This is a genomic window from Tabrizicola sp., from assembly GCF_036781545.1.
In the GTDB taxonomy this organism is placed as follows: Bacteria; Pseudomonadota; Alphaproteobacteria; order Rhodobacterales; family Rhodobacteraceae; genus Tabrizicola.
In genome coordinates this window covers 1-23,414 of sequence record NZ_DAIQAT010000042.1, presented here as the reverse complement: position 1 = coordinate 23,414, position 23,414 = coordinate 1, and the positions used below count along the sequence as shown (strand labels likewise).

General features: G+C 65.9%; 12 protein-coding genes and 1 pseudogene. 9 read left to right on the top strand and 4 right to left on the bottom strand.

Going from position 1 to position 23,414, the window contains the following annotated elements; all coding sequences use genetic code 11:
* Positions 1–3,044: UvrD-helicase domain-containing protein (locus V7Q39_RS09070; RefSeq protein ID WP_333816244.1), on the bottom strand; the 3,044-nt coding region annotated here is incomplete at its 3' end.
* Positions 3,041–5,686, bottom strand: a complete 2,646-nt coding sequence (locus tag V7Q39_RS09065) for a PD-(D/E)XK nuclease family protein (protein ID WP_333816243.1) — start codon at positions 5,684–5,686, stop codon at positions 3,041–3,043. The genes V7Q39_RS09070 and V7Q39_RS09065, both read right to left, overlap by 4 nt.
* Positions 5,687–5,864: 178 nt before the next feature.
* On the opposite strand from V7Q39_RS09065, the gene V7Q39_RS09060 reads away from it, so the two are divergent.
* The 3 genes from V7Q39_RS09060 to V7Q39_RS09050 all read left to right on the top strand — a co-directional run bounded on the left by V7Q39_RS09060 (position 5,865) and on the right by V7Q39_RS09050 (position 11,711).
* Entirely contained in the window at positions 5,865–10,550 is a 4,686-nt protein-coding gene (locus V7Q39_RS09060; protein WP_333816242.1) for a DUF3320 domain-containing protein, read from the top strand.
* 343 nt (positions 10,551–10,893) lie between these two features.
* Positions 10,894–11,115, top strand: coding sequence for a hypothetical protein (locus V7Q39_RS09055; RefSeq protein ID WP_099649295.1), 222 nt, complete (start codon positions 10,894–10,896; stop codon positions 11,113–11,115).
* A gap of 11 nt (positions 11,116–11,126) precedes the next feature.
* On the top strand, positions 11,127–11,711 hold the full coding sequence (locus V7Q39_RS09050) for a hypothetical protein (RefSeq protein WP_333816241.1): 585 nt from the start codon (positions 11,127–11,129) through the stop codon (positions 11,709–11,711).
* Positions 11,712–11,788: 77 nt separating this feature from the next.
* Here the strand turns inward: V7Q39_RS09050 and V7Q39_RS09045 are convergent.
* A pseudogene (locus tag V7Q39_RS09045) lies at positions 11,789–12,043 on the bottom strand (transposase); the annotation flags it as partial.
* A 540-nt stretch (positions 12,044–12,583) separates the two neighbouring features.
* Here V7Q39_RS09045 and V7Q39_RS09040 point away from each other — a divergent pair.
* From V7Q39_RS09040 to V7Q39_RS09015, 6 genes are all read left to right on the top strand, one after another.
* Complete coding sequence (locus V7Q39_RS09040) at positions 12,584–14,824, top strand: Zn-binding domain-containing protein (protein WP_333816240.1); 2,241 nt, start codon at positions 12,584–12,586, stop codon at positions 14,822–14,824.
* A 491-nt stretch (positions 14,825–15,315) separates the two neighbouring features.
* On the top strand, positions 15,316–15,804 hold the full coding sequence (locus V7Q39_RS09035; RefSeq protein ID WP_333816239.1) for a hypothetical protein: 489 nt from the start codon (positions 15,316–15,318) through the stop codon (positions 15,802–15,804).
* Entirely contained in the window at positions 15,801–16,370 is a 570-nt protein-coding gene (locus V7Q39_RS09030; RefSeq protein WP_333816238.1) for a DUF6036 family nucleotidyltransferase, read from the top strand. Before V7Q39_RS09035 ends, V7Q39_RS09030 begins: the two co-directional genes overlap by 4 nt.
* Before the next feature lie 313 nt (positions 16,371–16,683).
* Positions 16,684–21,762, top strand: a complete 5,079-nt coding sequence (locus V7Q39_RS09025) for a RecQ family ATP-dependent DNA helicase (protein ID WP_333816237.1) — start codon at positions 16,684–16,686, stop codon at positions 21,760–21,762.
* Between the two features lie 94 nt (positions 21,763–21,856).
* Positions 21,857–22,150 (top strand): type II toxin-antitoxin system TacA family antitoxin, encoded by a 294-nt coding sequence (locus tag V7Q39_RS09020; protein WP_333816236.1) that lies wholly within the window; start codon positions 21,857–21,859, stop codon positions 22,148–22,150.
* Entirely contained in the window at positions 22,147–22,653 is a 507-nt protein-coding gene (locus V7Q39_RS09015) for a GNAT family N-acetyltransferase (protein ID WP_333816235.1), read from the top strand. The genes V7Q39_RS09020 and V7Q39_RS09015 overlap by 4 nt, the downstream gene beginning before the upstream one ends.
* A gap of 362 nt (positions 22,654–23,015) precedes the next feature.
* Here the strand turns inward: V7Q39_RS09015 and V7Q39_RS09010 are convergent, their stop codons facing one another.
* Entirely contained in the window at positions 23,016–23,351 is a 336-nt protein-coding gene (locus V7Q39_RS09010) for a DUF6362 family protein (protein WP_333816245.1), read from the bottom strand.
* Between the last annotated feature and the right edge of the window lie 63 nt (positions 23,352–23,414).

The following is a 23,414-nucleotide window of genomic DNA, read 5'->3' as shown; positions in this document are numbered from 1 at the left end:
GCGGGAAAGGTCAATCGAAGGGCATCCGCATAGGCGGCAAGCTGCGGCCAGTAGGAGGCAAAGCGCGCCTTCGGGTCCGGAGCGGGTCCGGTCTTGTGGTCGATGACCAGCATCCGGCCCGGACCCATGGCCACGGCGTCCAGGATACCCAGGGTCTCCGAGCAATCGGGATGGGTGACGTGGATCGGCACTTCAAGGTGCAGGTCGGGATAGCCTTCGCGGGCGAGCCATTCCTTCAGCGCCGCAACCTGTCCGGTGATCGCGGCGAGCGTGGCCGCATCAAGACCAGTGGCGGCAGGCAGTCTGTCGGCTAGGTCGGGGCGGCTGGCCAGCACACGAAAGGCCCGGTGCCAGACCGTGCCGCGTTCGGTTGCCGTTTGCGCGCGACCTGCACCATGTCTTGGGCCAAGGGGGATCACCTGCGGCGGCGCAGGCAGATCGGGGCCCTCGGTCAGGCTGGAAGGCCGCCTGCGCCAGGGCGTTGTGCGGGCCTTGACGGGTGTCGGCGAAGGCGCACCGAACCGGAGCAGGGGTTGAGCCGCCGCAGTGACTTGCTCCACCCCTTCGCCAGCAGGATCGCGCCAGATGCGCGCCGGGAACTCCTGTCCGCCGACAATCAGGCCCGCCCCGAGGCTGACCCCCGCCTGCGCCAGCAAGGTCAGGCAGTTTGCCTCCTTCTCAAGCGCCTTCTCTGGCCATTCGATCACAAGCCGGTCGCGCGCGCGTGTCAGGGCAACATAGATCAGGTTCCGCGCCTCGGCTTCGGCGGCGGGTTGGCGGTCGGCGAGGAAGACCTCGCGCTGTTCGGGGGTAAAGAGGCGCGGGGTATGGACCAGCCGTGCCGTGTCCAGCACGCGCGACAGGTCCGAGAAATCGGTGAAGAGGGCGCGGGTGGTGTTTTCCCGTTCGCCGACTTGGCCATCAAGTTCGCAGACGACGACCACGGGCCATTCCCGGCCCTTGGCCGCGTGCCATGTGACAATCTCGATCCCCGGAACGGCGCCTGCGTCGGGGTCGGGATGACGGTCGAAATCGCGTTCTTCCAACCGGCTGGTCAGCCAGCCCAGGAACACCCGCGCGCCCCGTCCGTGAAACCCGGCGGCGGCCATCATGCCGGGGTCCGAGGTGTCGAATTCCTCTGCCAGGGCCTCGAGCCTTGCCAGATCGGCCAGCGCCTGCGCGGCATCGGGCAGGGCTTCAGCCCAGCGGCGTAGATGGGCGGTCACCTTCAGGCACAGGTCGGTCACCGTCCAGCCCGGCGCTGCGGCGGCAAGGCCAAGGATGCCGTGCAGCGCGGTATGGTCGGTAAGGGCGCCATCCGCCAGCAGGCGCAAGGCTTCATCAAGGGGAAGCGCGGCGGGGCCAAGCGTCAGGACCACCAGGGCGGCATGCGCATCCTGCGGGTCGGCGGCCAGCGCCATGGCCTGGCGCGCGACCAGCACGGCCTGGGCATCGTGCCAGCCTGACGCGCTGATCCGCACCGGCAGGCCAAGACGGCGCAGCGCTTCGGCATAGCGGGCGGCCTCGGCGTGGCGCTGGCACAGCACGGCGATGTCGCCGGGCCGGACCGAGCGCAAGGCGCCCGTTTCACGATCCGTGACCTGTTCTCCTGCCTCCAGCATCCTGGCAATTCTGGCGGCGGTGTGATCAGGCAGTTTCGGCGCCTTGCGCGTGCCGCGAGAGGCCGACAGCGCGATCACCTCCAGCACCGGCTGCCCGGTCTCAACCCGCGTGGGGGCAAGCGGCGTGTAGGCCGCGAAAAACAGACCCGCCCCGATGGCGTTGATCGCTTCCATCAGGCGCGGATCGCTGCGCCAGTTCTGCCGCAGGGGATCGACCGCGCCGGGGTTGGCCTCAGCCAGCGCCTGCGACAGGCGAGGGTCCGCCCCCTGAAACCCCATGATCGACTGTTTGGCATCGCCCACCAGCAGGCAGCGCGGCGCCCCAGCCGCCAGTTGCCAAAGAAGCGCGAACTGCACTGGGTTGGTGTCCTGGAATTCGTCGATGATGACGCAATCGATCTCTCCCAGAACCGAGGCGAGCACCTCGGGGTGTTCGCGCAAGAGCGCCTCGCAACCCGAGATCATGTCGGCATAGTCGATCACGCCCAGATCGCGCTTGCGCCCCGCATAGCCCGCCATGATCGCCTGCGCGCCGGTGACAAGCGCGGTCAGGTTGGTGCAGGCGTCGGCAAGGGGGCCGGGATGGCTGACAACGCCCGCTGCCGCCTGCATCACCTGATCGGCCAGCGCGTCATAGCCGGGCGGCGTAGGGGCGCCGCGTTTGGTCTGCCGCAGGCCGCGCAGGTCGTTCCACAGCTTCCAGTCCCGGTCCAGACGCCCCGGTTCCAGCGCTGCGCGCAGGCGGCCCAGATCGCGGCGGAACTCCTTTTCCGCTGTCGCGTTCAGCCCCGGGGCCAATGCGCCCCCGGGATGGGCGTCCACCAGGGCCGCGACAGCCTGCCTCAGCCGGTCGCGGATCGGCGTGGGATCGGCGGCCACCGGCCCCCATAGGGCACGGATGCGGGCGCAGCCTTCGGGCGCCAGACGGTCGGACAGACCGGCCCCGCCCAGGCCGCGCAGAAGCGCGATCATGTCCAGAACGCGGCGCCGAAGGCCATCTTCGGTACTGGTAGAGAAAGTTGCAGCATGGCCGAAACGATCGGGATCGGCCGCTATCTCATCAAGGATCGGGCAGCGTGCCAGTTCCTGACGGATCAGCAGGTCCTGCTCTGCCTCGTGCAGCAGGCGGGGTTGAGGGGTGGCACCGGAGGCAAGCGCATGTTCCGTCATCAGCCGCAGGCCAAGGCTGTGGATGGTCGAGACATAGGCCCGCTCCACCGCCATCGCCTCCTCGACCATCCCGGCGGCAAGCAGGCTTTGCCTTATGCGGCCCGACAGTTCGGCGGCCGCGGCCTCGGTGAAGGTGACGGCGAGGATGCGGTCGGGGCGCACAACCTTATCCTTGACCCATTCGGTCAACTGGGTCTGGATGCGGTAGGTCTTGCCCGCGCCCGCGCCTGCCGGGACGATGGTCAGGGTCATGGCGCCTCCTCCTCCTCGTCGGGCTGCAGGTCGATCGACAACCCCTCGACCATGAAGCGGCGCAGAAGGGGGCTCGCATCCAGCGCATAGGCGGTCAGGGCGGCTGTCTTGCCGAAGGCCGCTTCATCCTCGGTGCCGTTCAGGCGGATTGATCCGCCCCCAACCTCGGCCAGCCGGGTCTGCAACAGCGCAACGGCCCTGGCCGAGATGTCGCCCTCCACACCTTCCACCCGCCCGCCCGGGGCGGGATCAAGGCCGCTGGCCAGCACGGTCCCGTCGTTCAGAAGGTGATAGGCGATCGCTGGGCTCTGCCCGGCTAAAAGGTCCAGCCCGTCGCCCTCGGCCCTGATCGGGCGGGCCAGCATCGCGCGGTAGAGGCCGATCTGCAGGTCCCAGCCTGCACGCATGCGCACGCGTCGCCGGGTCGATCCGCTTTTCTTGTGGTCGACGATGACCAGCCGCCCGTCGCCCAGTTGCAGGATGCAATCGGCGCGGCCGCGGATGTCGATGCCGTGGGCGTTGCCTTCCAGCCGGAACTCGTTCTTCAGGATGCGCGCCCCGGTTTCGATCAGGATTCCATGCCAGATCTGTGCGGCGCGCAATGCCTCGCGTCGCAGGGTTTCGCGCTCCAACTGCCATTCGGCAGCGGCCAGAAAGGGCGCGTGACGGGCGATGCCTTGGGCCAGATGCGTTTCGGTCAATCCGGGCAGGTCGGCCGGATCGGGCAAGGCCGCGTCTGGCGCAAAGACGTGTTCCAGCACGTAATGCGCCAGGGTGCCCGCCAGCATAATGTCAAGCGTTTCGGGCGCCCAAGGGATGTCTGTTGCATCGGTTTCGCCGAGGAACCATGCCAACGGGCTGACCAGCAGCGTCTCTAGCCGCGAGGGCGACTGCGGCTTGGCCCGACCCGTCTCGTCCTCATGCAGGCGAAGGAGGTCGCGGCGGCCAAGGTGGACTATGCCACCCTCGGGCATTGGCGCGACAGGGGCGGGCAGGGGCGGAACGCTGCGATGGGCCGTTGGCCAACTGACCGGGGGCTGCGCGGTCAGGTCCTGCACCAACCCTTTCTCGCCCCCCTCCAGCAGTCGGGCGATCAGCGACAAAGTCATCGGCGGGGCCAGCGGGCGGCCCATGCCGTCACGCTGCGCGCAAAGAAAGGTGGCGCTGGCCGAGGCCGCCCCGATCTGCCGCGCGAACAGGGCAAGGCCCCGGCGCAGGGCCGCCTCTCGGCTGGGCAGGTGAAGGCCAAGGGTGTCGCGGATCAGGGCGACTTCGCTGTCCAGAAAGAACGGCGATATGGGAACGCCCGATGGATAGGCCCCTGCGGCAAAGCCGGTCACGATGAGATGCCGCGCCCCGCGCCATGGCAGGTCCGACGCGGGCAGAAGGCTTACGCCGTTGAGAAGGCGCAGGCCGGGTGGGGCTGACGGGGCGGACGGGGTTGCCAGCCGAGACAGTGCCCGCCAGTCCGGCGCGCCATCGCCCACCGACGCTTGCAAGCGGCGCAAGAGGCCCTGCGCGGTGCTGCGGGCTGGTTCCAGTCCGAGCGGGGCGGTCAGGCTTTCGGCCAGCAGGCCCAGCTTGAAGGCCAGTTGCGCGCCCGTGGTTGCGCCCGCCCGCAAAGCCTCCCAAAGCGTAGCAGCCTTGTCCTGCAACAGGTCCGCCGCCTTTGGCTTGTAGTTCCCACGCATCAGATCGCGCGCCAGGGCAGCCCCAGTGGCTGCGGGCCACGGCATCAGGGGCAGGACAGCAAGACTGGCCAGCGCCATTGCAGGCGCAGGCGGGCGCAAGCATCGCAGCGCCAATGTCGCGAGTTCGCCCGCCAGATCACGAAGGCCAGCGGCTTCAGGCAGGCCGGACAGGGGCACACCCTGATCGGCGAAGGCTTCGGCCAGATGGGCAAGGCGCGTCGGTGTTTCAGGAACCAGAAGGGCAATGTCAGATGCTTGCGCGGCGCGGCCATCCTCCAGCATCCGGCGGGCGAGGGCGGCGGCGAATTGCGCCTCGGCCAGGCTGTCGCGCAACGCAAAGAAACCGAGCGTTCCATCCCTGGCTACGGTCGGCGCGCCGCAGAGGAGATTGCGCTGCACATGGGAAAGGGCGCCCGCCGCTGCCCCTTGCGGCTGGCTCGCGCGCCAGGCCGCAAGCCGGGCGGACGGCGCTGATCCGTGGTGGCGGCAAAGCTGCGCGGCCAAAGCAGCCTCGGCCGGGGTCGCAAATGGATCGTCGCCAATGTCGAGAACAGGCAGCGGGGCAGCGGCCTGATCCGCGGTGCAAGATAGGACATGCCGGATCACCGACAGATCCTCGGGCAAAGTACCGGTATTGGCCCAGACATCGCGCAGGGCTTGCAGATGCCGCTTTGCCCGCGATGGGGGCAGGCGATCTGGCGTCACTGCTGCCGGATCAAGGCCGGGTGTCGCTTGCATCACCCCGCGCAGGGCCCGCTCGACCGCTCCTTGCGTCTCAGTGGGTGCGATCTGCAAGCTTTCGGCCCAGGGTGCTGAGGGGTCTGCAAGTGCCCCTCCGATATCCCAGGCATCGGCAGTTGGAGCGAGGTAGGTCTCTGACAGAAGGTCGGTCGTGACGGGCATCACTGCGCCGGTCAGCGGGTGGGCATAGAGCAGCGGATCGAGCCTCACGACAGAGCGCCGCCAGCAAAAGGGAGAGTTCCGGGCCGTGCGGGTGCAATGAAAACCAATCTCGAAAACCCAAATGACCTACGTATCAACTGATTCCCCCATAAGGCAGACCGGCCATGCCTTGACACCTGAGGCAGCTTCGCGCCCAAATGGATTTGGCGCAACCGGAACGAATGTGATGTTTGAAAATAAAGAGAAAACTGTTTCCAAAGTCCTCGAGGCCGCGCGCCGCAAGCTTCTGGATACCGGCACCCGGAACCGGCTGGTGCACGTCAACCGCGCCAATTCCCGTGCCAATTGTCTGAACGTGATCAACGAACAGGCCGACGAGGTCTTTTCCATACTGCGGGTCAACGGCCGCAAGATGCGGTTCAAGGCCCTGGGCAAGGACAAGACGGCCGGAGGACAGGAGATGCTGCTGGCCCTGCCTGAGGCTGATCTGCCGTCAACCTCCGATCGGGTCACTGACAGCTTCCTCGAGGTGCCGCTAGGGCCAGAGGCCCTGGCTCGCCGCTTGCTGCGTCTGGCGACGGATGCGCGCACGGCGGAGGAGGAACAGGGTCTCAACATCCTCTACCTCGCCATCGGGTTCCTGCGCTGGCGCGAAAGCCCGTCGTCCGAAGTGGTGCGCGAGTCCCCGCTGGTGTTGCTTCCGGTGCAACTGGTGCGGAACGAACGCACTTCGACCTACGACATTCAGACACGCGAGGATGATATCTCGACCAACCTGCCGCTGCAGGAACGCTTGCGGCAGGATTTTGGACTCCAGCTTCCCGAAGTGGAAGAGGCCGAGGATTGGGCACCGTCAGACTACTTCGCCAAAGTTCAGGATGTGATCGCGGGCAAGCCCGGATGGTCGATCGACGGCGACGGGATGCAACTTGGGTTCTTTTCATTTGCCAAGCTCTTGATGCACCGCGATCTGGACCCAGGCACCTGGCCGGTGAATGCCTTTGCGGAAAGCGATCTCTTGCGCGGGTTACTGGCCGAAGGGTTCGAAGAAGATGCGCCGATCTTTGGCCCGGACGACAAGCTGGACGACATTCTGGACCCGGCGCAGATCATCCAGGTGATCGACGCGGATGCCAGCCAGACCAAGGTGATCGAGGAAGTGCGTCGTGGTGCGAGCCTTGTGGTGCAGGGGCCGCCCGGAACGGGGAAAAGCCAGACCATCACCAACCTGATCGCGGCGGCGGCGCATGACGGCAAGTCGGTGCTGTTCGTGGCCGAAAAGATGGCAGCGCTGTCAGTGGTACATGACCGGCTTGTGCGGGCGGGACTGCGGGATATCTGCCTCGAACTTCATTCCCGCACGGCCAACAAGAAGGCGCTGGCGCAGGAACTGGGCCGGACCCTGATGGCCAGTGCCAAGGCCCTGCCCGGCGCGGCGGACCCGGCACGGCTGCGCGCAACGCGCGATCAGTTGAACCAGATCGCGGCCTTGCTGCACGATCCCTTGCCGCCGACCGCCGAGACGCCGTTCCGTGCAATTTCGGAAATCGTGGGCCATATCGGCAAGGGGGCACCGCCCCCTTCGATCCAGCTGGATGGGCTGGCCGCGTTGGACCCTGCGGCGCGCACCCGAGCGCTGGGGGCCATCGCCGGGTTCGTGACGGCGCTGGGCCGTGTGGGTTCGCCAGAGGATCATCCCTATCGCGGCACGACCGCGCTTGATCTCCAACCGACCGACCTCGCCCGGCTGGAGGGCGAACTCGCCACCGCGCTGGCGGACATAGATGCCGTGCAGGCCGAGGCTGCGCGGATTTCGCAGGCCCTTCTTCTTCCCGTTCCGCAGTCCCTGTCCGATGCGGCCGCGCTGACCGCCGGGCTGAGGTCGCTGGCAAGCCAACCGCCCGGCGCGACTGCCCTGATCCCGACCCTGTTCGATCATGCCGCCCATCCGCGCCTGGCTGAAGCGCTGGGTGCAGGGGCTGATTGGGCCGCGGCGCATAAGGCGGCGCAGGCGCAGTTTGCAGCCCCCGCCTGGAGCACCAACCTAGCCGCGTTGCGCCCGGCGCTGGTGCGCGGGCAGGCCTCGTTCTTTTCGCGCCTCTTTGGCGGCTATCGCCGGGCATCAGCCGAGTTGGCAAGCCTTCTGACTGGCGCCTTGCCGAAGCCCCCGTCTGAGCGGTTGGCCCTTCTTGACCAACTAGCTGACGTGCAGGCTCGCCGAGCGCGGCTGGCTGAGGAGGAGCCTTGGCTGCAAGCCACCCTTGGCCCCGAATGGCGCGGCGAACGTACGTCCTTTGCCGAGGTTCAGGCTGCCGCGCATTGGCTGGCGGCGGTGCGGCGGGCAGGGGCGTTCAACACTGCCGCGCAGCTTGTCGCGTCGCTGGGCGCGCTGCCCGATCCGGGGCGCGCGGCTGCGGACCTGACGGCGCGCATCACGGCGTGCCACGACCGCATCGCGGCCCCGATTGCCAGGTTGCGGCTTGATCTGCCACAGGCCGGGCTTGGGGTGGACATCGACACATCGCCTCTCGGCGAACTGCGGGCCGCCTTTGCGCAGATGGCGGCCGATCCGTCGCGTTACGGGGACTGGGCAGGGCTTGCCCGGTCCATCGCCGCGGCTGTGGGCGCGGGGGCTGGCAGCATCGTGGATGCGGTCTCCGAGGGCCGGGTGGAACCGGAGCGGGCCGAACAGGAGTTCGCCTATGCCTGCGCCGAGGCGCGTTGGAATGCCGCTCGAACCGCCCGCCCTGATCTGAACCTTTTGCCGCAACTTGACCGGCACGAACTGGTCACGTTGTTCCGCGATCTGGAAAAGGACCGGATCGAGGCGACCAAGACGCTGATCCTGTCGAACCACTTTGCCCAGATGCCGCGCGGCACGGTGGGCGAGATGGGTGTGATCCGGGGCGAGATTGGGCGCAAGAAGGGGCATAAGCCGATCCGCTGGGTGATGAAGAACGCAGGTTCTATGGTTCAGCGGATCAAGCCCGTGATGCTGATGAGCCCGATCTCTGTCGCGCAGTTCCTGCCGCCGGGCGGCGTGACCTTCGATCTTTTGGTGATCGACGAGGCCTCGCAGATCCGGCCCGAGGATGCGCTGGGCGTGATTGCACGCGCCCGGCAGATCGTCGTGGTCGGCGACCAGAAACAGCTTCCGCCTACGTCCTTCTTCGACCGCCTTGTCGATGATGTGGAGGAGAACGACGAGGACGAGGAGGCTACCGTCGGCGCCACCGCCGCCGATATGGAAAGCATCCTGTCCTTGTGCGAGGCGCGGGGGCTGCGGCAGCGCATGCTCGAATGGCACTACCGGTCGCGCGATCCGTCGCTGATCCGGGTGTCGAACGCCGAATTCTACGGCGACGGGCTGGTCCTGCCGCCATCGCCCCTCCAGCTTGACCCGGACTATGGGCTGAAGTTCCGCCGGGTGCCAGGCGTCTATGCCCGCGGCGGAAGCGGACTGGGGCGGCAAGGGACCAACCGCATCGAGGCCGAGGCGGTGGTCAAGGCGATGGCCGACCATGCCCGCGCCTGGCCCGACCTGTCGCTGGGTGCCGTGGCCTTTTCCAAGGCCCAGGCCGACATGCTGACCGAGGTGCTGGAACTGCACCGTCGCCGCGACCCGGTTCTGGACGCCTTCCTGCGTGAGGGAAAATCCGAGGACGTCTTTGTCAAGAACATCGAGAACGTGCAGGGCGACGAGCGCGACGTGATCCTGATTTCCGTTGGATACGGCCCGCAGGAACCGGGCGGGCGGCTGTCGGCCATGACTTTCGGCCCGGTGAATGGGGAGGGCGGCGAGCGGCGGCTAAATGTTCTCTTCTCGCGCGCCCGCGTCCGGTGCGAGGTTTTCGCCTCTTTCGATCCGGGCGATATCGACCCGTCGCGCGTCAGCCGCGATGGGCCGCGCGTGCTGAAGCGCTTCCTCGACTATGCCAAGACCGGGATTATGGACGTCCGCGCCCCCACAGGGCTAGAGGCTGATAGCCCGTTTGAGGAGGATGTGGCTGCGGTCATCACCTCGCTGGGGTTTCTGGCGGATACACAGGTCGGCAGTGCGGGGTTCCGCATCGACATCGGCGTGCGCCACCCGGACCGGCCGGGGCAGTACCTAATCGCCGTGGAATGCGACGGTGCCGCCTATCACAGCGCCTTATGGGCGCGGGAACGCGACCGGCTGCGGCAGGACATTCTGGAAAACCTCGGTTGGCGGTTCCACCGCATCTGGAGCACCGACTGGTTCCATCACCGCAAGCGCGAGATCGAACGGCTGAAGGCTGCGCTGGAACATGGGCGCGAACAGATCGAGACCGGCATCCGCGTGCGCGGCGCCAATCATGCCAGCGCGCGTCCCCTGATCGAAGCAACTGCCGAACCAGAGCAGGGGCCGATCGATATCGATCACCTGACCATCAAGATGCCTGCTTATGTCCGGGCCGAGCTTTCGGTCCGATCTAGTGTCGAGCCGCATGAGGCCCCAGTCGCCCAACTCGCAGAGCTTGTGAGCAAGATAGTGGCCATCGAAGGTCCTATCCATATCGACGAGGTCGCCCGCCGGATCACGACGGCCTTCGGCAAGACCAAGGCGGGAAGCCGGATTGTCGAGGCTACGGGCAGGGCAGTTAGGCAAGCGCTTCGGCAGGACCCCATTCTGATGCAGGACGGCTCCTTCCTGATGACACAGGCGCAGGCGGCGGCCCCCCCTGTAAGAGATCGCTCGGCTGAAACAGGCAGCCTGCTGAAGGCTGCCTATATTCCACCATGCGAGATTGTGGCGGCCGCGGCACTTGTGCGGCAGGAAAGCGGGGACGTTGACAGCGATGACCTCATCCGCGCAATCGCCCGGCTTTTGGGGTTCCTGAGGGTCGGAAGCGAATTGTCCACCGTGATCGCAGAGGCTGTGTCCGAATAGGGCGACCGCCTTTTGCCAGACGCAACGATGTAAGTCACAGCCCATTGCAGGGCTGTGGCCTTCGAAGTGTCGCTGCCGCCTTCAGGGTTGTGAAGGCGGCAGTGTCCTCGCTATCTGGGCTTCTGACACTGCCATCGAAGGACCACTTCGAAACCGCGCTCCGATCCTGATCCGCCCCGTGGCGATGGCCTTGCGCACGGCGCTTTCGTGCACCCCGCGCAAGGCGGTATAGGCGCGCCGCGACAGCCCCATTCTGCGATATTCTCCAATTAAGTCAGTGATTTGGACTTGCTCTTCGGACGGTCTCGGCAATGTCTGCGACACCTTGAAACGGAGGTTTCCGATGCCCGCCAAGACCCACGCCATCACCGGCCACGAGGCCAATTGCCTCGCCGCCGCCGACCATTTCATCGCCTGCCGCGGGTCCAAACCCGCGACCCGCATCCGCGCCCGGTTCGACCGGATCGATCAGGCCGAAGCCTTTGCCGCGACCTTCGGCGACAGCCGCACGATGATCTACGCGGTCACCGCCGAAGGCCGCTCCGCCCACATCAAGAACGCCTGAAGGAGGCCCCGATGTTCACCAACCTCTCCGCCGTCCAGATCAACCGCCTCGCCCAGCGCCTGAGCGAGGCGCCCTTGGGGCGCAGCGCCAGCGTGGCCGCGGCCGCCGAACGGTTAGAACGGTTGCTGGCCGCCAGGATCGGGGCGGATCGCGCGCTGAAGGCGGTCAAAGCGATCCTGACCGCCCCGGGCTTGGAGACAGCCGCAGGGCGGCTGGCGGCTGAGATCGACGCATGCGAGCAAGACGCCCCGGCAGAACCGGCGCCGCCCTTGGACACCCCGGAACCGGCCGCTGAATTGGCCGCGATTGCAGAAACCGAACTCGCCACCGCGCCCAGCGCCCCGCGTCGCCGCCGGGATACTGATCTCGAAGCAAAGGCCCGGCAGGGCGAATTGCCACCGCCGCCCGATTTCTCCGCTCCGACCCATGCCCGCTTCCGTGCCAAGCTGGCCGCGCTGGTGGAAATGGCCGGGAAAGCTGATGCCACCGGCCTTCGCGCCGTGCCGATCAACCCGGTTTCGTCCAGCCCCAAGGCGCTGGCCCGCTATCGCGACCTTGTTGTGATGGCGATCGAGGCTCGTGAGGGCCGGGCATGAAGATTATCCGCAGCTTCGAGCCCGGCGACCGCTATCGCTACGATTTCGACCTCTGCACCTGCGCCCGGGGATGGGCGCAGGTTGACACCGCGCAGGATGCTTCGTGGTTCGGCACATGTGAACTGCGACCCCTGATCTGTGTTCATGATCTCTGGCGGGCCAAACTTGTGGATCGCCTCGTTCAGCGCCTCGACGCAGAAGTCCGCCTCCAGCGTGTTGGAGATGCGCCAGGCCAGCACCTTCCGAGTAAACCAGTCCATGATGGCGACGAGATAGAGGAAGCCCTTTCGCATGGGCAGGTAGGTGATGTCGGCGCACCAGACCTGGTTGGGATCGAAGGAGGCCAGGCGGGCGGCGGTGGCGATCGCTTCGATCGCGCCGGGGATCTCGGCGCCGAAGGGGATCAGGCTGGCGCCGGTGTTGCGGCAGTATTCGCTGGCCCGGGATTGCACGACCGAGAGATAGCCCGGGCCGATCGGCACTACCTTGGCGCCGAGGCGGGCGGCCTCAAGCGTGCGGGGATGCGGCCGGGTGCGGGCGGCGACGAAGATCGTGGCGCGCTTGCCCAGGCGACGGGCAACGGTGGCGATCGCCGTCTGGGCGCCACCTTCGGGCGGGCTGGCATAGACGGCTTCCTGCACCCCGTCGAAGACCTGCGCGATGAAGCGGGCCTTCCCGGTTCGCTGGCGTCGGTCGCCCTGCGCGGGGCCGATCTTGCAGCGCATTTCCTGCAGAAGGTGGAAGGTTTTGTCGCCGTAATCGCCGGGCGCTGGCGCGGGATACACGAGGGCTATGAACAGGCTATGGCTGCGCATCATGTGGCCACGACTGACGCGGAAGGTCAGAAGGCGCTAAGGCGGGCAAATGGCCGGATGCGCGACAAGAAGCTGTATCTGGACCGGTTTGTGGTCGAGGCGATGTCGCGCGCAGCCGTGATTCCGACCTACAGCTTCCCGGTTCACTCCATTCATCTGGAAATCGTGACCGATCAGCAATCGCACGGCGATCAGGGCCGGGCACTGCAACTGGACCGGGACGCAAGTCTCGCCATCGCGGAATATGCCCCGGGTGCCGAGGTGGTAGCGGGGGGCCGCATCTGGACCAGCGAAGGCATTGCCCGCAAGGCCGCGATCGGTGGCGGCGATGCCTGGACTGAAAAAGGCTATTACCGCATCTGTCCATCTTGCAACCATGTGCAGATTCACGACGACCGTGAAGATTTTGACGAAACCTGCCCGCAATGCGGGGCGGGCCAGCAAGGGCTGAAGGTGCGTTTCATTGAACCCTTCGGCTTCCTGACCTCCTACACCGGGCGCATGGGGCGCGACCCCGGTTCATCCCGCCTGCGTGTGCGCCCTGTGGATGAAGCGCGGCTGCTGACCCGCGCTATGGACGAGGATTTCGGTCCCTCAGACCTGAACGGGGTGATGAGCTTCTTTGCTCCTGCTGTGCCGCGCAGCGGGGAAAAACCGGGGCAGATGTTCATCGTGAACCGCGGGCCGCAGGGCAAGGGCTACCTATGTTGCCCGCGCTGCGAATTCGCCATGCCCGCCCCACGCGATCTGGCGCACGGGGCCGAGGTGCAGAAGCGCCACGACAATCCGCGAAGCGGCGAGACCTGTCCGGTTGACAAGCTGGGGTGGCCCGTCGATCTGGCCCACATCTTTGAAACGGATCTGCGGGCAATCCGCTTTTCCACACCCTTGCCCGATTTCGGGCGCAAGAAGGAAAGCGAAACCCGAGAGGCGCGCGAAGGCTTTGTCCGAACGCTCTCGGAGGCGCTGAGGCTGGCGGCGACCGACCTTTTGGAGACCGATCCCCGGGACATCCGAGCCACGGCCGAGATTCCGACTGGGCATCCTTCGGTGATCCTATCGGATGCCGTGCCGGGCGGGGCAGGTTATTGCCGCCGCCTGCTGGCCGACGACGAGCCGCGCTTTTCGGCGCGCGCCTTGGTCGGCCGTGCCTTGCAGATTCTGGAATGCCCCAGTGGCGATACCTGCGAGACAAGTTGCCCGCATTGCCTCAACGATTTCTCCAACCAGCAGCACTGGGACAAGTTGAACCGCCATCCGGTGCGTGCCTGGCTTTCGGGCGTACTGGCCCAGACGCAGCCGCGGCCCGCGCAGGCGCCGGCGGATGTGGTGCCGATTGCCAATACGGCAGCCGAAACGATTGGCCTGCGTTTGCAGGGGGCCAGCTTGGTCATTGTCGCGGCGCGGGCTCTGTGGGGAGCGCAGGAGCACGAACAAGCGGCGGCAAGCCTGCGGGCCCTGCGCCGCTGGCTGGACGATGACCGGGCGCGGAAGGCCTATTTCCTGATCCCGGACACTGCTGATATGGCTGGCGCAGGGTCCACGGGCCTTGACCGGCGTCTGGTGGATGGCTTGGTCGAGTATGAGCGGAACGCGCAGATCGAGGTTCATCTGTCCCGCGCCGATCGTCTGGCCGCGGCGCCGCGGCTTACGGTGGTGAAGCAAAGCGCGGCAGAGGAGTTCTGGGCTGATGTCGGGGCGCCCCCGGTGCTGGAGGGGCCTTTAGGGGGCGTGTCGCATTTCGGGCGCAGGGCGCTGGCTGAAAGCTGGATCGGCTGCAACATCCGCGAGCTTTCGGTGCGCAAGGGCGTGCTTGAGGCGTTCAACGCCCGCATCCGCCGCTTTGACTATCGCCCGGGCACGCCGCGCGATCTTAGCCCTGTGTTCGATGCGGTGTCGGGCCGGCAGGTCGATCTTCACATCGAAGACCCGTGGTGCCTTGCCCGACCGCTGCAACGCGAAAAGCTGGAAGCCTTCCTGACGATGCTGAAAAAGCAAGGGGTGCAGGTGCGCCGGCTGACGCTGGTGTGGGAGCCGGCAAATACCCCCGACCTGCCGCCGCGCGATCAGATAGAGGCGGCGGAACAGCACCTTGGCCGGAAGGGGCTGTTCGCCCAGCTTCGCCCTGAACCATCGGACCGCAACCGCCGCCGCCATTTCCATGACCGGTTTGTGGAGGCCACCACGGTGGATGCGCTTGCCCCGCTGAAGGCACGGTTCGACATCACCGCCGGGATCGACAATCTTATGGCGCTACAAAAGGAATGCGCCGTTTTCCTGACCGTCGAGCGCCTGTAACCGTGGTGCAACTTGAACTGCGACTACTCTGTTGGAACCTGTGTTCGGGTTGCTTATGCTGGGATGAAGCAGGTACCTCCGGCGGTCGCGCAAAGAAGCCCGGTTGGGTGAATGTGTCTGCCACCGGATTTCTGTGGCAAAAGCCTACTTTCGCGCCAAGCTGACTGCGCTCGCAAAATTGGCTTGGTCAGCCGACGAAAGCGGGCTGCGTGCTAGCGTAGCGCACTCGGCCTCATCCAGCCCTAAGCGCAGGCTCTCGCCACTGCGACCTCACTGTGCTGGTGGTCGAAGCTCTGGGGGCGCACATGAAGATCATTCGCAGCCTCAGTCAATCCTTGAGGGCGGGGTTCGAAACCTTGGGGCTGGGCTAAATGTTGTTTTGTCAGCAAATCCGTGTGCCCGCGGTCGAACCGGTATTGGTATCGCGCGCTACACCAGCCTTGAAAACGTATCCGGGATACGCCATCTTGTCGTGAGGAGGAATGCGTCCGATGTCGGTTCAGGAGCGGATCAAGCGGTACAAGTCAACGGGCGGGGCAGCGGGCCTTGTCCGGGTCGAAGTCTTGGTGCCGTCCGAAGACCGTGCGCAGATACTCGCCAAGGCCGCAGAGCTTCGGGCGCGCCACCGTGCCCTGAAGCCCGTGCCCAAAGCAGGAGCCGTCAACCGCGAGACGGTCAACGACCGAGCAAAGCTGATATTGCACCGTCTGGTCGCAGGGCATCTGCGCCGCAGTGACCAGCTTCTGGTGGAAGCTCGGCAGCGCTTCAAGGCCATGCCGCAGCCGGTGCCCGACTATGTTCGGGACTGGCTCGAAATCCTTGACCAACCTGTCGACGTGGTCGCAGAGCTGATCGTGAAACGATCGGGCGCTCTGACGCGGCTTCGCACGGCCTCTCCGTTCCAGCTATCAGCCGACTATGACGACCCTGCTTGGCGCCGTCGCGTCTGGCAGAAGGCAAAACTCGGTGCGGCCAAGTGAGGCCTTTCCGCGATCGAGACGACCTTTTGCGCGCGGCACGTTCGGTTGCAGAGCATTTCCAGGCCGACCGTGTCATTGTCGTCGGCAGTCAGGCCATTCTACTGACATGGCCCGACGCTCCAATGGCACTGAAGATCACGCCCGAGATCGACCTCTATCCTGCAAACAACCGGGAATGGGAGGCGCGGAATCCGGGGCTCGAAGCATCTGAGGAAATCAGCGCGCTATTCGGCGAGATGTCTGCATTTCATCAGAGGTTTGGCTTTTATCTGGACGGTGTTGATGAGAACACGGCCCAGATGCCGCCGGACTGGATAGCGCGCGCGGCGACCGCCGAGATCGACGTCTATGGCCGGACCGCGGTCATCGTTTGCCCGGCAATTGAGGATGTGGTCGTCTCAAAACTCCACCGCCTTGCCGAAAAGGACCTGGACTTTATCCGGGAATGCATTGCTGCCGGGCGCGTCGAGGTTCCTTCGGTTCTTGCGGGCCTGCGCGCGACAAAGCCAGACCCAGCTATTCTTTCGCGGGCACAAAGCCTGCTTGAGGGAATGGGCAAGCGCTGAACCCTCCTCGAACCCCACCTTTGTCAGCGGCGCTCTGTTCCAGATTGGACCCGGACGAGCCCATGCGCGGCGAGGCACAACTTCCAAGCCTGCGCGTCGAGTACCAATCGGCCGGCAAGAGTGCGTCCGCAGCTGCGCAGTTCTTAAACAGCTGGGGTGGATGTCGTTCTTGGTTAGGGCAACCTGCAACTGGGAAACGCGCGGCCGAAATCGCTGACCTGCGTGTCGTGTTGCGTCCCAAACCCTTCCTTGCATCCTGGAGTAGCAAGGTTATCAATAAGTTGATGAATAGTTTAGCACCAGAAGCCTGAGTTTGCCCCCTGACGCCTCCTCTTTCCTGTCGCATTGCGTCTCGGTTGATCTGGAGGTCGATCCGAAGTCTGCACGGCTTTTCGCCTTCGCAGCGGTACGGGGTGAACGGGCAGTGGTTCACAAAGGGGCTGCGCTAGAGCCCGCTCTGGACTGGCTGGAGGCGCTGTGCGACGGGGCGGCGCATCTGGTGGGTCACAACATCCTGCGGCACGATCTGCCGCATTTGGTGGCCAACCGGGCACGGCTTGCGGCGCTGGGGGCGGCGGCCATCGATACGCTCTGGCTGAACCCCTTGGCCTTTCCGCGCAATCCATATCACCATCTGGTCAAGCACTATCAGGACGGGCGGCTGCAGGTCGGGCATGTGAATGACCCCGAACAGGATGCGCGGCTGGCTCTGCAGGTTCTGGCGGACCAGATCGCGGCCTTCACCAGGCTGGGGGAGGAGGCGCCGGATGCGGTGCTTGCCTATCACCATCTGACGACGCGGGGCGAGGCCTCGGCCGGGTTCGATGGGTTGTTCCAAGCCTTGCGCGGTCCTGCGCCGGGTGAAGCTGCTGCCCATGCCGCCATCTGCCGCCTGCTGGACGGCCGCGCCTGCAATCATCGGCTGGAGCAGACCTTAGGTCGCCTGTCCGATCCGCGCAACGGCTGGCCAATGGCCTATGCGCTGTCGTGGATTTCGGTGGCGGGCGGGGACTCGGTCATGCCGCCCTGGGTGCGGCTGCAGTTTCCGCAGGCGGGGCGGATCGTGCGGCACTTGCGCGATACCAATTGCGGCGATCCGGGTTGTGCTTGGTGCGCAGAGAAGAACAACCCGAATGCCGCGCTGGAACGCTGGTTCGGTTTTCCGTCCTTCCGCCCGCAGCCTGTCGATGACATGGGCCGCCCGTTGCAGGAGCGGATTGTGGCCGAGGCGATGGCGGGCAAATCGGTGCTGGGCATCCTGCCCACCGGCACCGGCAAATCGGTCTGCTACCAGATTCCGGCGCTGTCGCGGTTTGACAAGACCGGAGCGCTGACGGTGGTGATCTCGCCGCTGGTCGCACTGATGGCCGATCAGGTGCAGGGGCTCGCGCGAGCGGGGATATCGGCGGCGGTCACGGTGAACGGCATGCTGTCGCTGCCGGAACGTCATGACGCGCTGGAAAAGGTGAGGATGGGCGATGCCGCGATGCTGCTGATCTCGCCTGAACAGTTGCGCTCGCCGTCGATCCGCACCGTGCTGCAACAGCGCGAGGTCGGGCTGTGGGTGCTGGACGAGGCGCATTGCATCAGCAAATGGGGCCATGATTTCCGGCCCGACTACCGCTATGTCAGCCGCTTCATCAGGGAATTCTCGGGCGATAGCCCAGCCCCCGTCCTGTGCCTTACCGCCACGGCCAAGCCGGAAGTGGTGCGCGACATCCGTGACCACTTCCAGACCCGCCTCGGGGTAGACCTGATGCTTCTGGATGGGGGTGCCGTGCGCACGAACCTGTCATTCGCGGTTCTGCCCACGCAGAAGGCGACCAAGCTGACCGACATCCTGTCGGCAATCGAGGCGAACCTTCCGCCCGAAGGCGCCTCGGGGGCTGTGGTCTATTGTGCAACACGTGGGGCGACGGAAAGGGTAGCGGAGTTCCTGAAAGGGCAGGGGCTGGCGGCTGATTACTTCCACGCAGGGTTGCCGCCCGACCGCAAGCGCGATGTTCAAGAGGCGTTTCGCACCGGCCAGTTGCGAGTGATCGCCGCGACCAACGCCTTTGGTATGGGGATCGACAAGCCCGATATCCGGCTGGTCGTTCATGGCGACATTCCGGGCTCCCTGGAAAACTACCTGCAAGAGGCAGGCCGCGCCGGTCGGGATCGCGCGCCCGCCAATTGTGTGCTGCTGTTCAGCCCCGAGGATGTGGAGCGGCAATTCTCGCTGTCGGCGCGTTCGCGTCTGGCCCGGCATGAGATCGGCGCGATCCTGAAGGCGTTGAGGCGGATGGAAAAGCACAAGTCGGGCGAAGTGGTTGCCACGCCGGGCGAGATCGTGCGCGAGGAGAAGGATCAGGAGTTCGAGCGCGACAAGACCACCGACGACACCCGCGTGAAAACCGCCGTGGCCTGGCTGGAGGAAGCGACGCTGCTTTCCCGCGAGGAGAACCGCGTGCAGGTGTTCCCGTCATCGCTGCGCATCCGGTCGGTGGATGAGGCGGCGGCGATTTTGGAAAAGGCGCAGATCACCGGTGTCAGGCGCACGCAACTGATGGACCTTGTGCGCCACGTGATGAACGCGCCTGTCGATGCCGGGGTTTCGACCGATGACCTAACGGGCGCTTGCGGCTTGTCAGGGCGCGCGTTGCACCGGGCCTTTGCCGATCTGGAGGCGTTGGGCATCGCCAGCAACGACACGGGCATCACGGTCTATGTGCATCTGGGGGTAGAGGATGCCTCGGCCCGCCGTCTGGATCAGGCCGCCCGTCTTGAGGCCGACCTGATCGCCATGATGCACGAGGCGGTGCCGGATGCCGAAGGGTCCGAGGCGCAGCCGTTGAACCTGACCGAAACCTGTCAGGCCCTGCGCGACAAGGGCCACGCCCAAGTGCGCCCCGATCTGGTGGAAACGGCCTTGCGTGGCATGGCGCAAGACGGGCGCGATCAGGATGGCGGGCGGGGGAACCTGACGCTCCGCAAGGTCAGCCGGAATACGATCTTCGTGCGGCTGGAACGGTCATGGCCCGTGGTCGCCCGTACCGCCGATCTGCGGCGGCAGGGGGCGCAGGCGTTACTGACCCATCTCACGGGTAAGGTCGCCAAAGGCACGCGCGGCAAAGATATTCAGGTCGAAACCACCCTTGGCGCGATGCTGGATGCGCTGAACGGCGACGCGCTGCTCAGGGCCGAGGTCAAGGACATGACCCGCCTGATGGACCGGGCGCTCTTGTGGCTGCACGAGCAGCAGGTCGCCACCCTGGGCCGGGGCCTGACGGTGTTCCGCCCGGCGATCACGGTGCATCTAAACCCCAAGGGTGGCCCCTTCACGGTGCAGCACTTCGCGCCGCTGGAGGAACACTACTCCGAGACAACGATCCAGACCCATGTGATGGCCGCCTATGCCGAGAAAGGGCTGGAGGCGATGGATCAGGCCCAGCGCCTGTCTGAGGATTACTTCGTGCTGGACCGCGACGCCTTCCTGCGTCGATGGCTGCCGGGACGCGGCACGGAAATCCGGAGGCAGACCACCGGCACCTCATGGCGGACGATTGTCGATGCGCTGGACAACCTGGTGCAAGCCGAGATTGTCCGTGATGATCGCGAACAGACCAACGTGCTGGTGCTGGCCGGGCCGGGGTCGGGCAAGACACGCGTGTTGGTGCATCGCATCGCTTACCTCGTCCGAGTGAAACGCGAAGACCCGCGCGGCATTCTGGTGCTGACCTACAACCGCCATGCCGCCGCCGAGATCCGCGAACGCCTGCGCCGCCTGATCGGGGATGATGCGGCCGGGGTGACGGTCTCCACCTGCCACGCGCTGGCGATGCGGCTGATGGGGGCGAGCTTTGCAGGCGATCACGAAGGCCCCCGCGACTTTGACGGGATCGTCATGCAAGCCGTGGCCTTGCTGCGCGGGGATGGTCTGACCAAGGTAGAGGCCGAGGCGCTACGCGAGACGCTGATCCAGGGCTATCGCTGGCTCTTGGTGGACGAGTATCAGGACATCGGCCCCGAGGAATACGCCCTGATCGGCGCCGTGGCGGGGCGGTCGCTTGAGGACGACCTGCGCATCAGCCTCTTTGCCGTGGGCGATGATGACCAGAATATCTACGCCTTCGCTGGGGCCAGTATCGATTTCATCCGAAGGTTCGAAGCCGATTACTCCGCCAAGCCTGTCTGGCTGACCGAGAACTATCGCTCGACCGCCCATATCATTGCGGCGGCCAATGCCGTGATCGCTCCCGCTGCTCAGCGCATGAAGGCGGGTCACGATATCACGGTGAACCGCGCCCGCGCCAAGGTGATGTCGGGCGGCGCTTGGGCAGCGCTGGACCCGGTGTCGCAAGGGCGGGTCAGCCTGCTGGATGCGGGCGGTGATGTCGCGCAGGCGGTGGCTGCACTGGACGAACTGCAGCGCCTGTCCCAGCTCGACCCCGATTGGTCATGGCGCCGCTGCGCCGTGATTGCCCGCGACTGGCGGCGGCTTGAACCCGTACGCGCTTATGCCGAGGCGCTGGGAATCCCCATCGACATGGCGAATGAGAAGCCGCTTACCCTGTGGCGCATGCGCGAGATGCAGGGCTTCGTTCGTACCCTGTTGGCAGATCGCACCCGGCTGCTGACCATCTCCGATCTGGTCGCGATCCTGAACGCGCAGCCGCAATCCCGCTGGACCGACCTGATCGGCGAAGGCATTGGCACCCTCGCACGGGAACTGGTGGAAAAGGCCGCCCCGGTGCCCGACATCGTGCAATGGTTCGGCGAATGGGCGCGGGATGTGCGGGGCGAACAGCGGGGGCTGCTACTGATGACGGCCCATCGCGCCAAGGGTCTTGAGTTCGATCATGTCGCGATCCTGAACGGCGGCTGGGATCGCCCCTCGCGCGGCGAAGATGCCGACGCCCCGCGCCGCCTGTTCTATGTCGCCATGACGCGGGCGCGGTCCACGCTGACCGTACTGACCGACGGACCGCATGCCTTCGTGCAGCCCGGTGACGCTGTCCTGTCCCGCCGCGTCACTCCCGATACCGCCGCCCTGCCGCGCGTCCGCCTGCGCTATGTGCCGCCCGATCCGAAGCTGGTGGACCTGTCCTTTGCCGGGCGTCTGCGGCCGGATGATCCGTCGCTGGCGGCCATTGCAGCCGCGCGTCCCGGCGACCCGGTCCACCTAATCCGCGACGGCGACCGCTGGCGGATGGAGAACGCCCACGGCCAGACCCTTGCCCGCCTCTCCCGCGCCTTCGCCCAGCTCGAGGGCACCACCTTCCTGCGCGGCGAGGTTGCGGCCATTCTGCACTGGCGGCGCGAGGATGGGGATGAGGACTATCACCGCCTGCTCCGCCGCGACGCATGGGAGGTGGTCCTGCCCGAACTGGTGTTCGAAAGCCCCCAATAGATGGCAGGTCTGTTGCCCGATCACCCCAAACGGCGGCAGGTTGATTTGTAAAGCGGTTGTCTTTACATTGGTCCTGCATGTGGAGAGCACGAACATGGTCGCAGTCACACCCCAAGACGAAGCGCAGCGCCGGTCGCTGATCAACCTGCGGGTCACGTCGCGGGACAGGGACCTGATTGACCGCGCAGCCGCCAGCCTCGGCAAGAACCGGTCCGAGTTCATGATGGACGCCAGCAGGCAGGCCGCCGAGGATGCTCTGATGGACCGGCAGGCATTCCGGCTGGATGCTGCGCAGTTCGCCGCCTTCGTCGCGGCTTTGGACGCGCCGCCTGCGCCGAACGACCGGCTGCGCCGCCTGCTTGCAACCCCGGCGCCTTGGGACAAATGACCGACGGCGCGCTGCAGGCTCCCGTTCCACTGGCCGATCATCACGACGTGGAAGCGTTCGCCTCTGGCGCACCGACGCTCGATGCCTGGATCAGGCGCAAGGCGCGGGCCAATCAGGCTTCTGGCGCCTCGCGAACTTACGTCCTGTGCCGCGGCGAGAAGGTTGTGGGGTTCTATGCCCTCGCCGCTGGATCGGTCGGCCATGACCTCAGCCCCCGCAAGCTGCGACAGAACATGCCTGACCCCGTGCCGGTCATCGTTCTGGGGCGCTTGGCTGTCGATGCCAGCGAACAAGGCAACGGCCTCGGCCGTGCGCTTCTCCGCGACGCCGTCCTGCGGGTTGCCGCTGCAGCGCGCGAAGTTGGGGTTGCCGCCATGCTCGTCCACGCGCTGAACGACCGGGCGAAGGCGTTCTACGTGGCCGCGGGTTTTGAACCATTCCCGGTTGACCCGATGGTGCTGATCCTGCGGATCAAGGACATCAATGCCCTGATCGGCGATTGACCGACACAACCCCGCTTGCTCGCCATTAACGCTGCCTGTGATCTGGGCGTTGCGGATGTAGGGAGCCAGCCGGTCAACCGGGAGCATCTCGATCTGAAGCACGGGGCGGGGCCTTTCGGATGGGGTCCATGGCAAAGTGCGGCCTTAGGTGCGCACCCGCGCACCCAAATTGCGCACCCAGGGCGCGGACCCAGATTTTTGTTCTGTCACTGGCGGTTAGTCGCGCCTAGGCCCCCCGCATACGTCTCCCTTCCGGGAGAACCTAACGCGGGGGGGGCAGCCGGGAGCGGCGGCGGGAGCAGGGGTGACGGGGTTGGGGCCGAAGCTTCGCGCTTCCGACACCCTTCGCCATCTTGCCTTCTTTATGCGTCAAAACCCGGGAAAGTGTCGCGCCCGAAGTTCGACGGATCGGGCCGGTTGTCCTCGGCGTCCGCGCTGCTTTGGCGCGGGGTTGTGCGGGTGCTTGCGGTGAGAGGTTTTGCGCCCTTGCCTTTGCCCTTTGATTTATCGAGCTTTTCTAGCTTCTTCGAGATGGTCAGAAGAGCGGCCACCCAGCGCCGCCAGGCTGTCGATCGCACTACCCCGGCGCGAATACAGACCTGCCGCCAGCGGGCACCCTCGGCCCTGAGCCAGACGATCCGGGCATCCTCGGGGTTCAGCATCAGGAGCCAGTCGAAGCATTCCTCCATCCGGCTGATGGCGGCGGCGCGGCGTTGTTGCAGAACTCTGGCCGTCTAGGATTCACATTGCGAATCCATGCG

Coding starts and splice junctions, on each gene's coding strand:
- V7Q39_RS09060 (WP_333816242.1), top strand. CDS start 5,865: ATGTTTGAAAATAAAGAGAAAACTGTTTCCAAAGTCCTCGAGGCCGCG.
- V7Q39_RS09020 (WP_333816236.1), top strand. CDS start 21,857: ATGGTCGCAGTCACACCCCAAGACGAAGCGCAGCGCCGGTCGCTGATC.
- V7Q39_RS09055 (WP_099649295.1), top strand. CDS start 10,894: ATGCCCGCCAAGACCCACGCCATCACCGGCCACGAGGCCAATTGCCTC.
- V7Q39_RS09035 (WP_333816239.1), top strand. CDS start 15,316: ATGTCGGTTCAGGAGCGGATCAAGCGGTACAAGTCAACGGGCGGGGCA.
- V7Q39_RS09050 (WP_333816241.1), top strand. CDS start 11,127: ATGTTCACCAACCTCTCCGCCGTCCAGATCAACCGCCTCGCCCAGCGC.
- V7Q39_RS09015 (WP_333816235.1), top strand. CDS start 22,147: ATGACCGACGGCGCGCTGCAGGCTCCCGTTCCACTGGCCGATCATCAC.
- V7Q39_RS09040 (WP_333816240.1), top strand. CDS start 12,584: ATGCGCGACAAGAAGCTGTATCTGGACCGGTTTGTGGTCGAGGCGATG.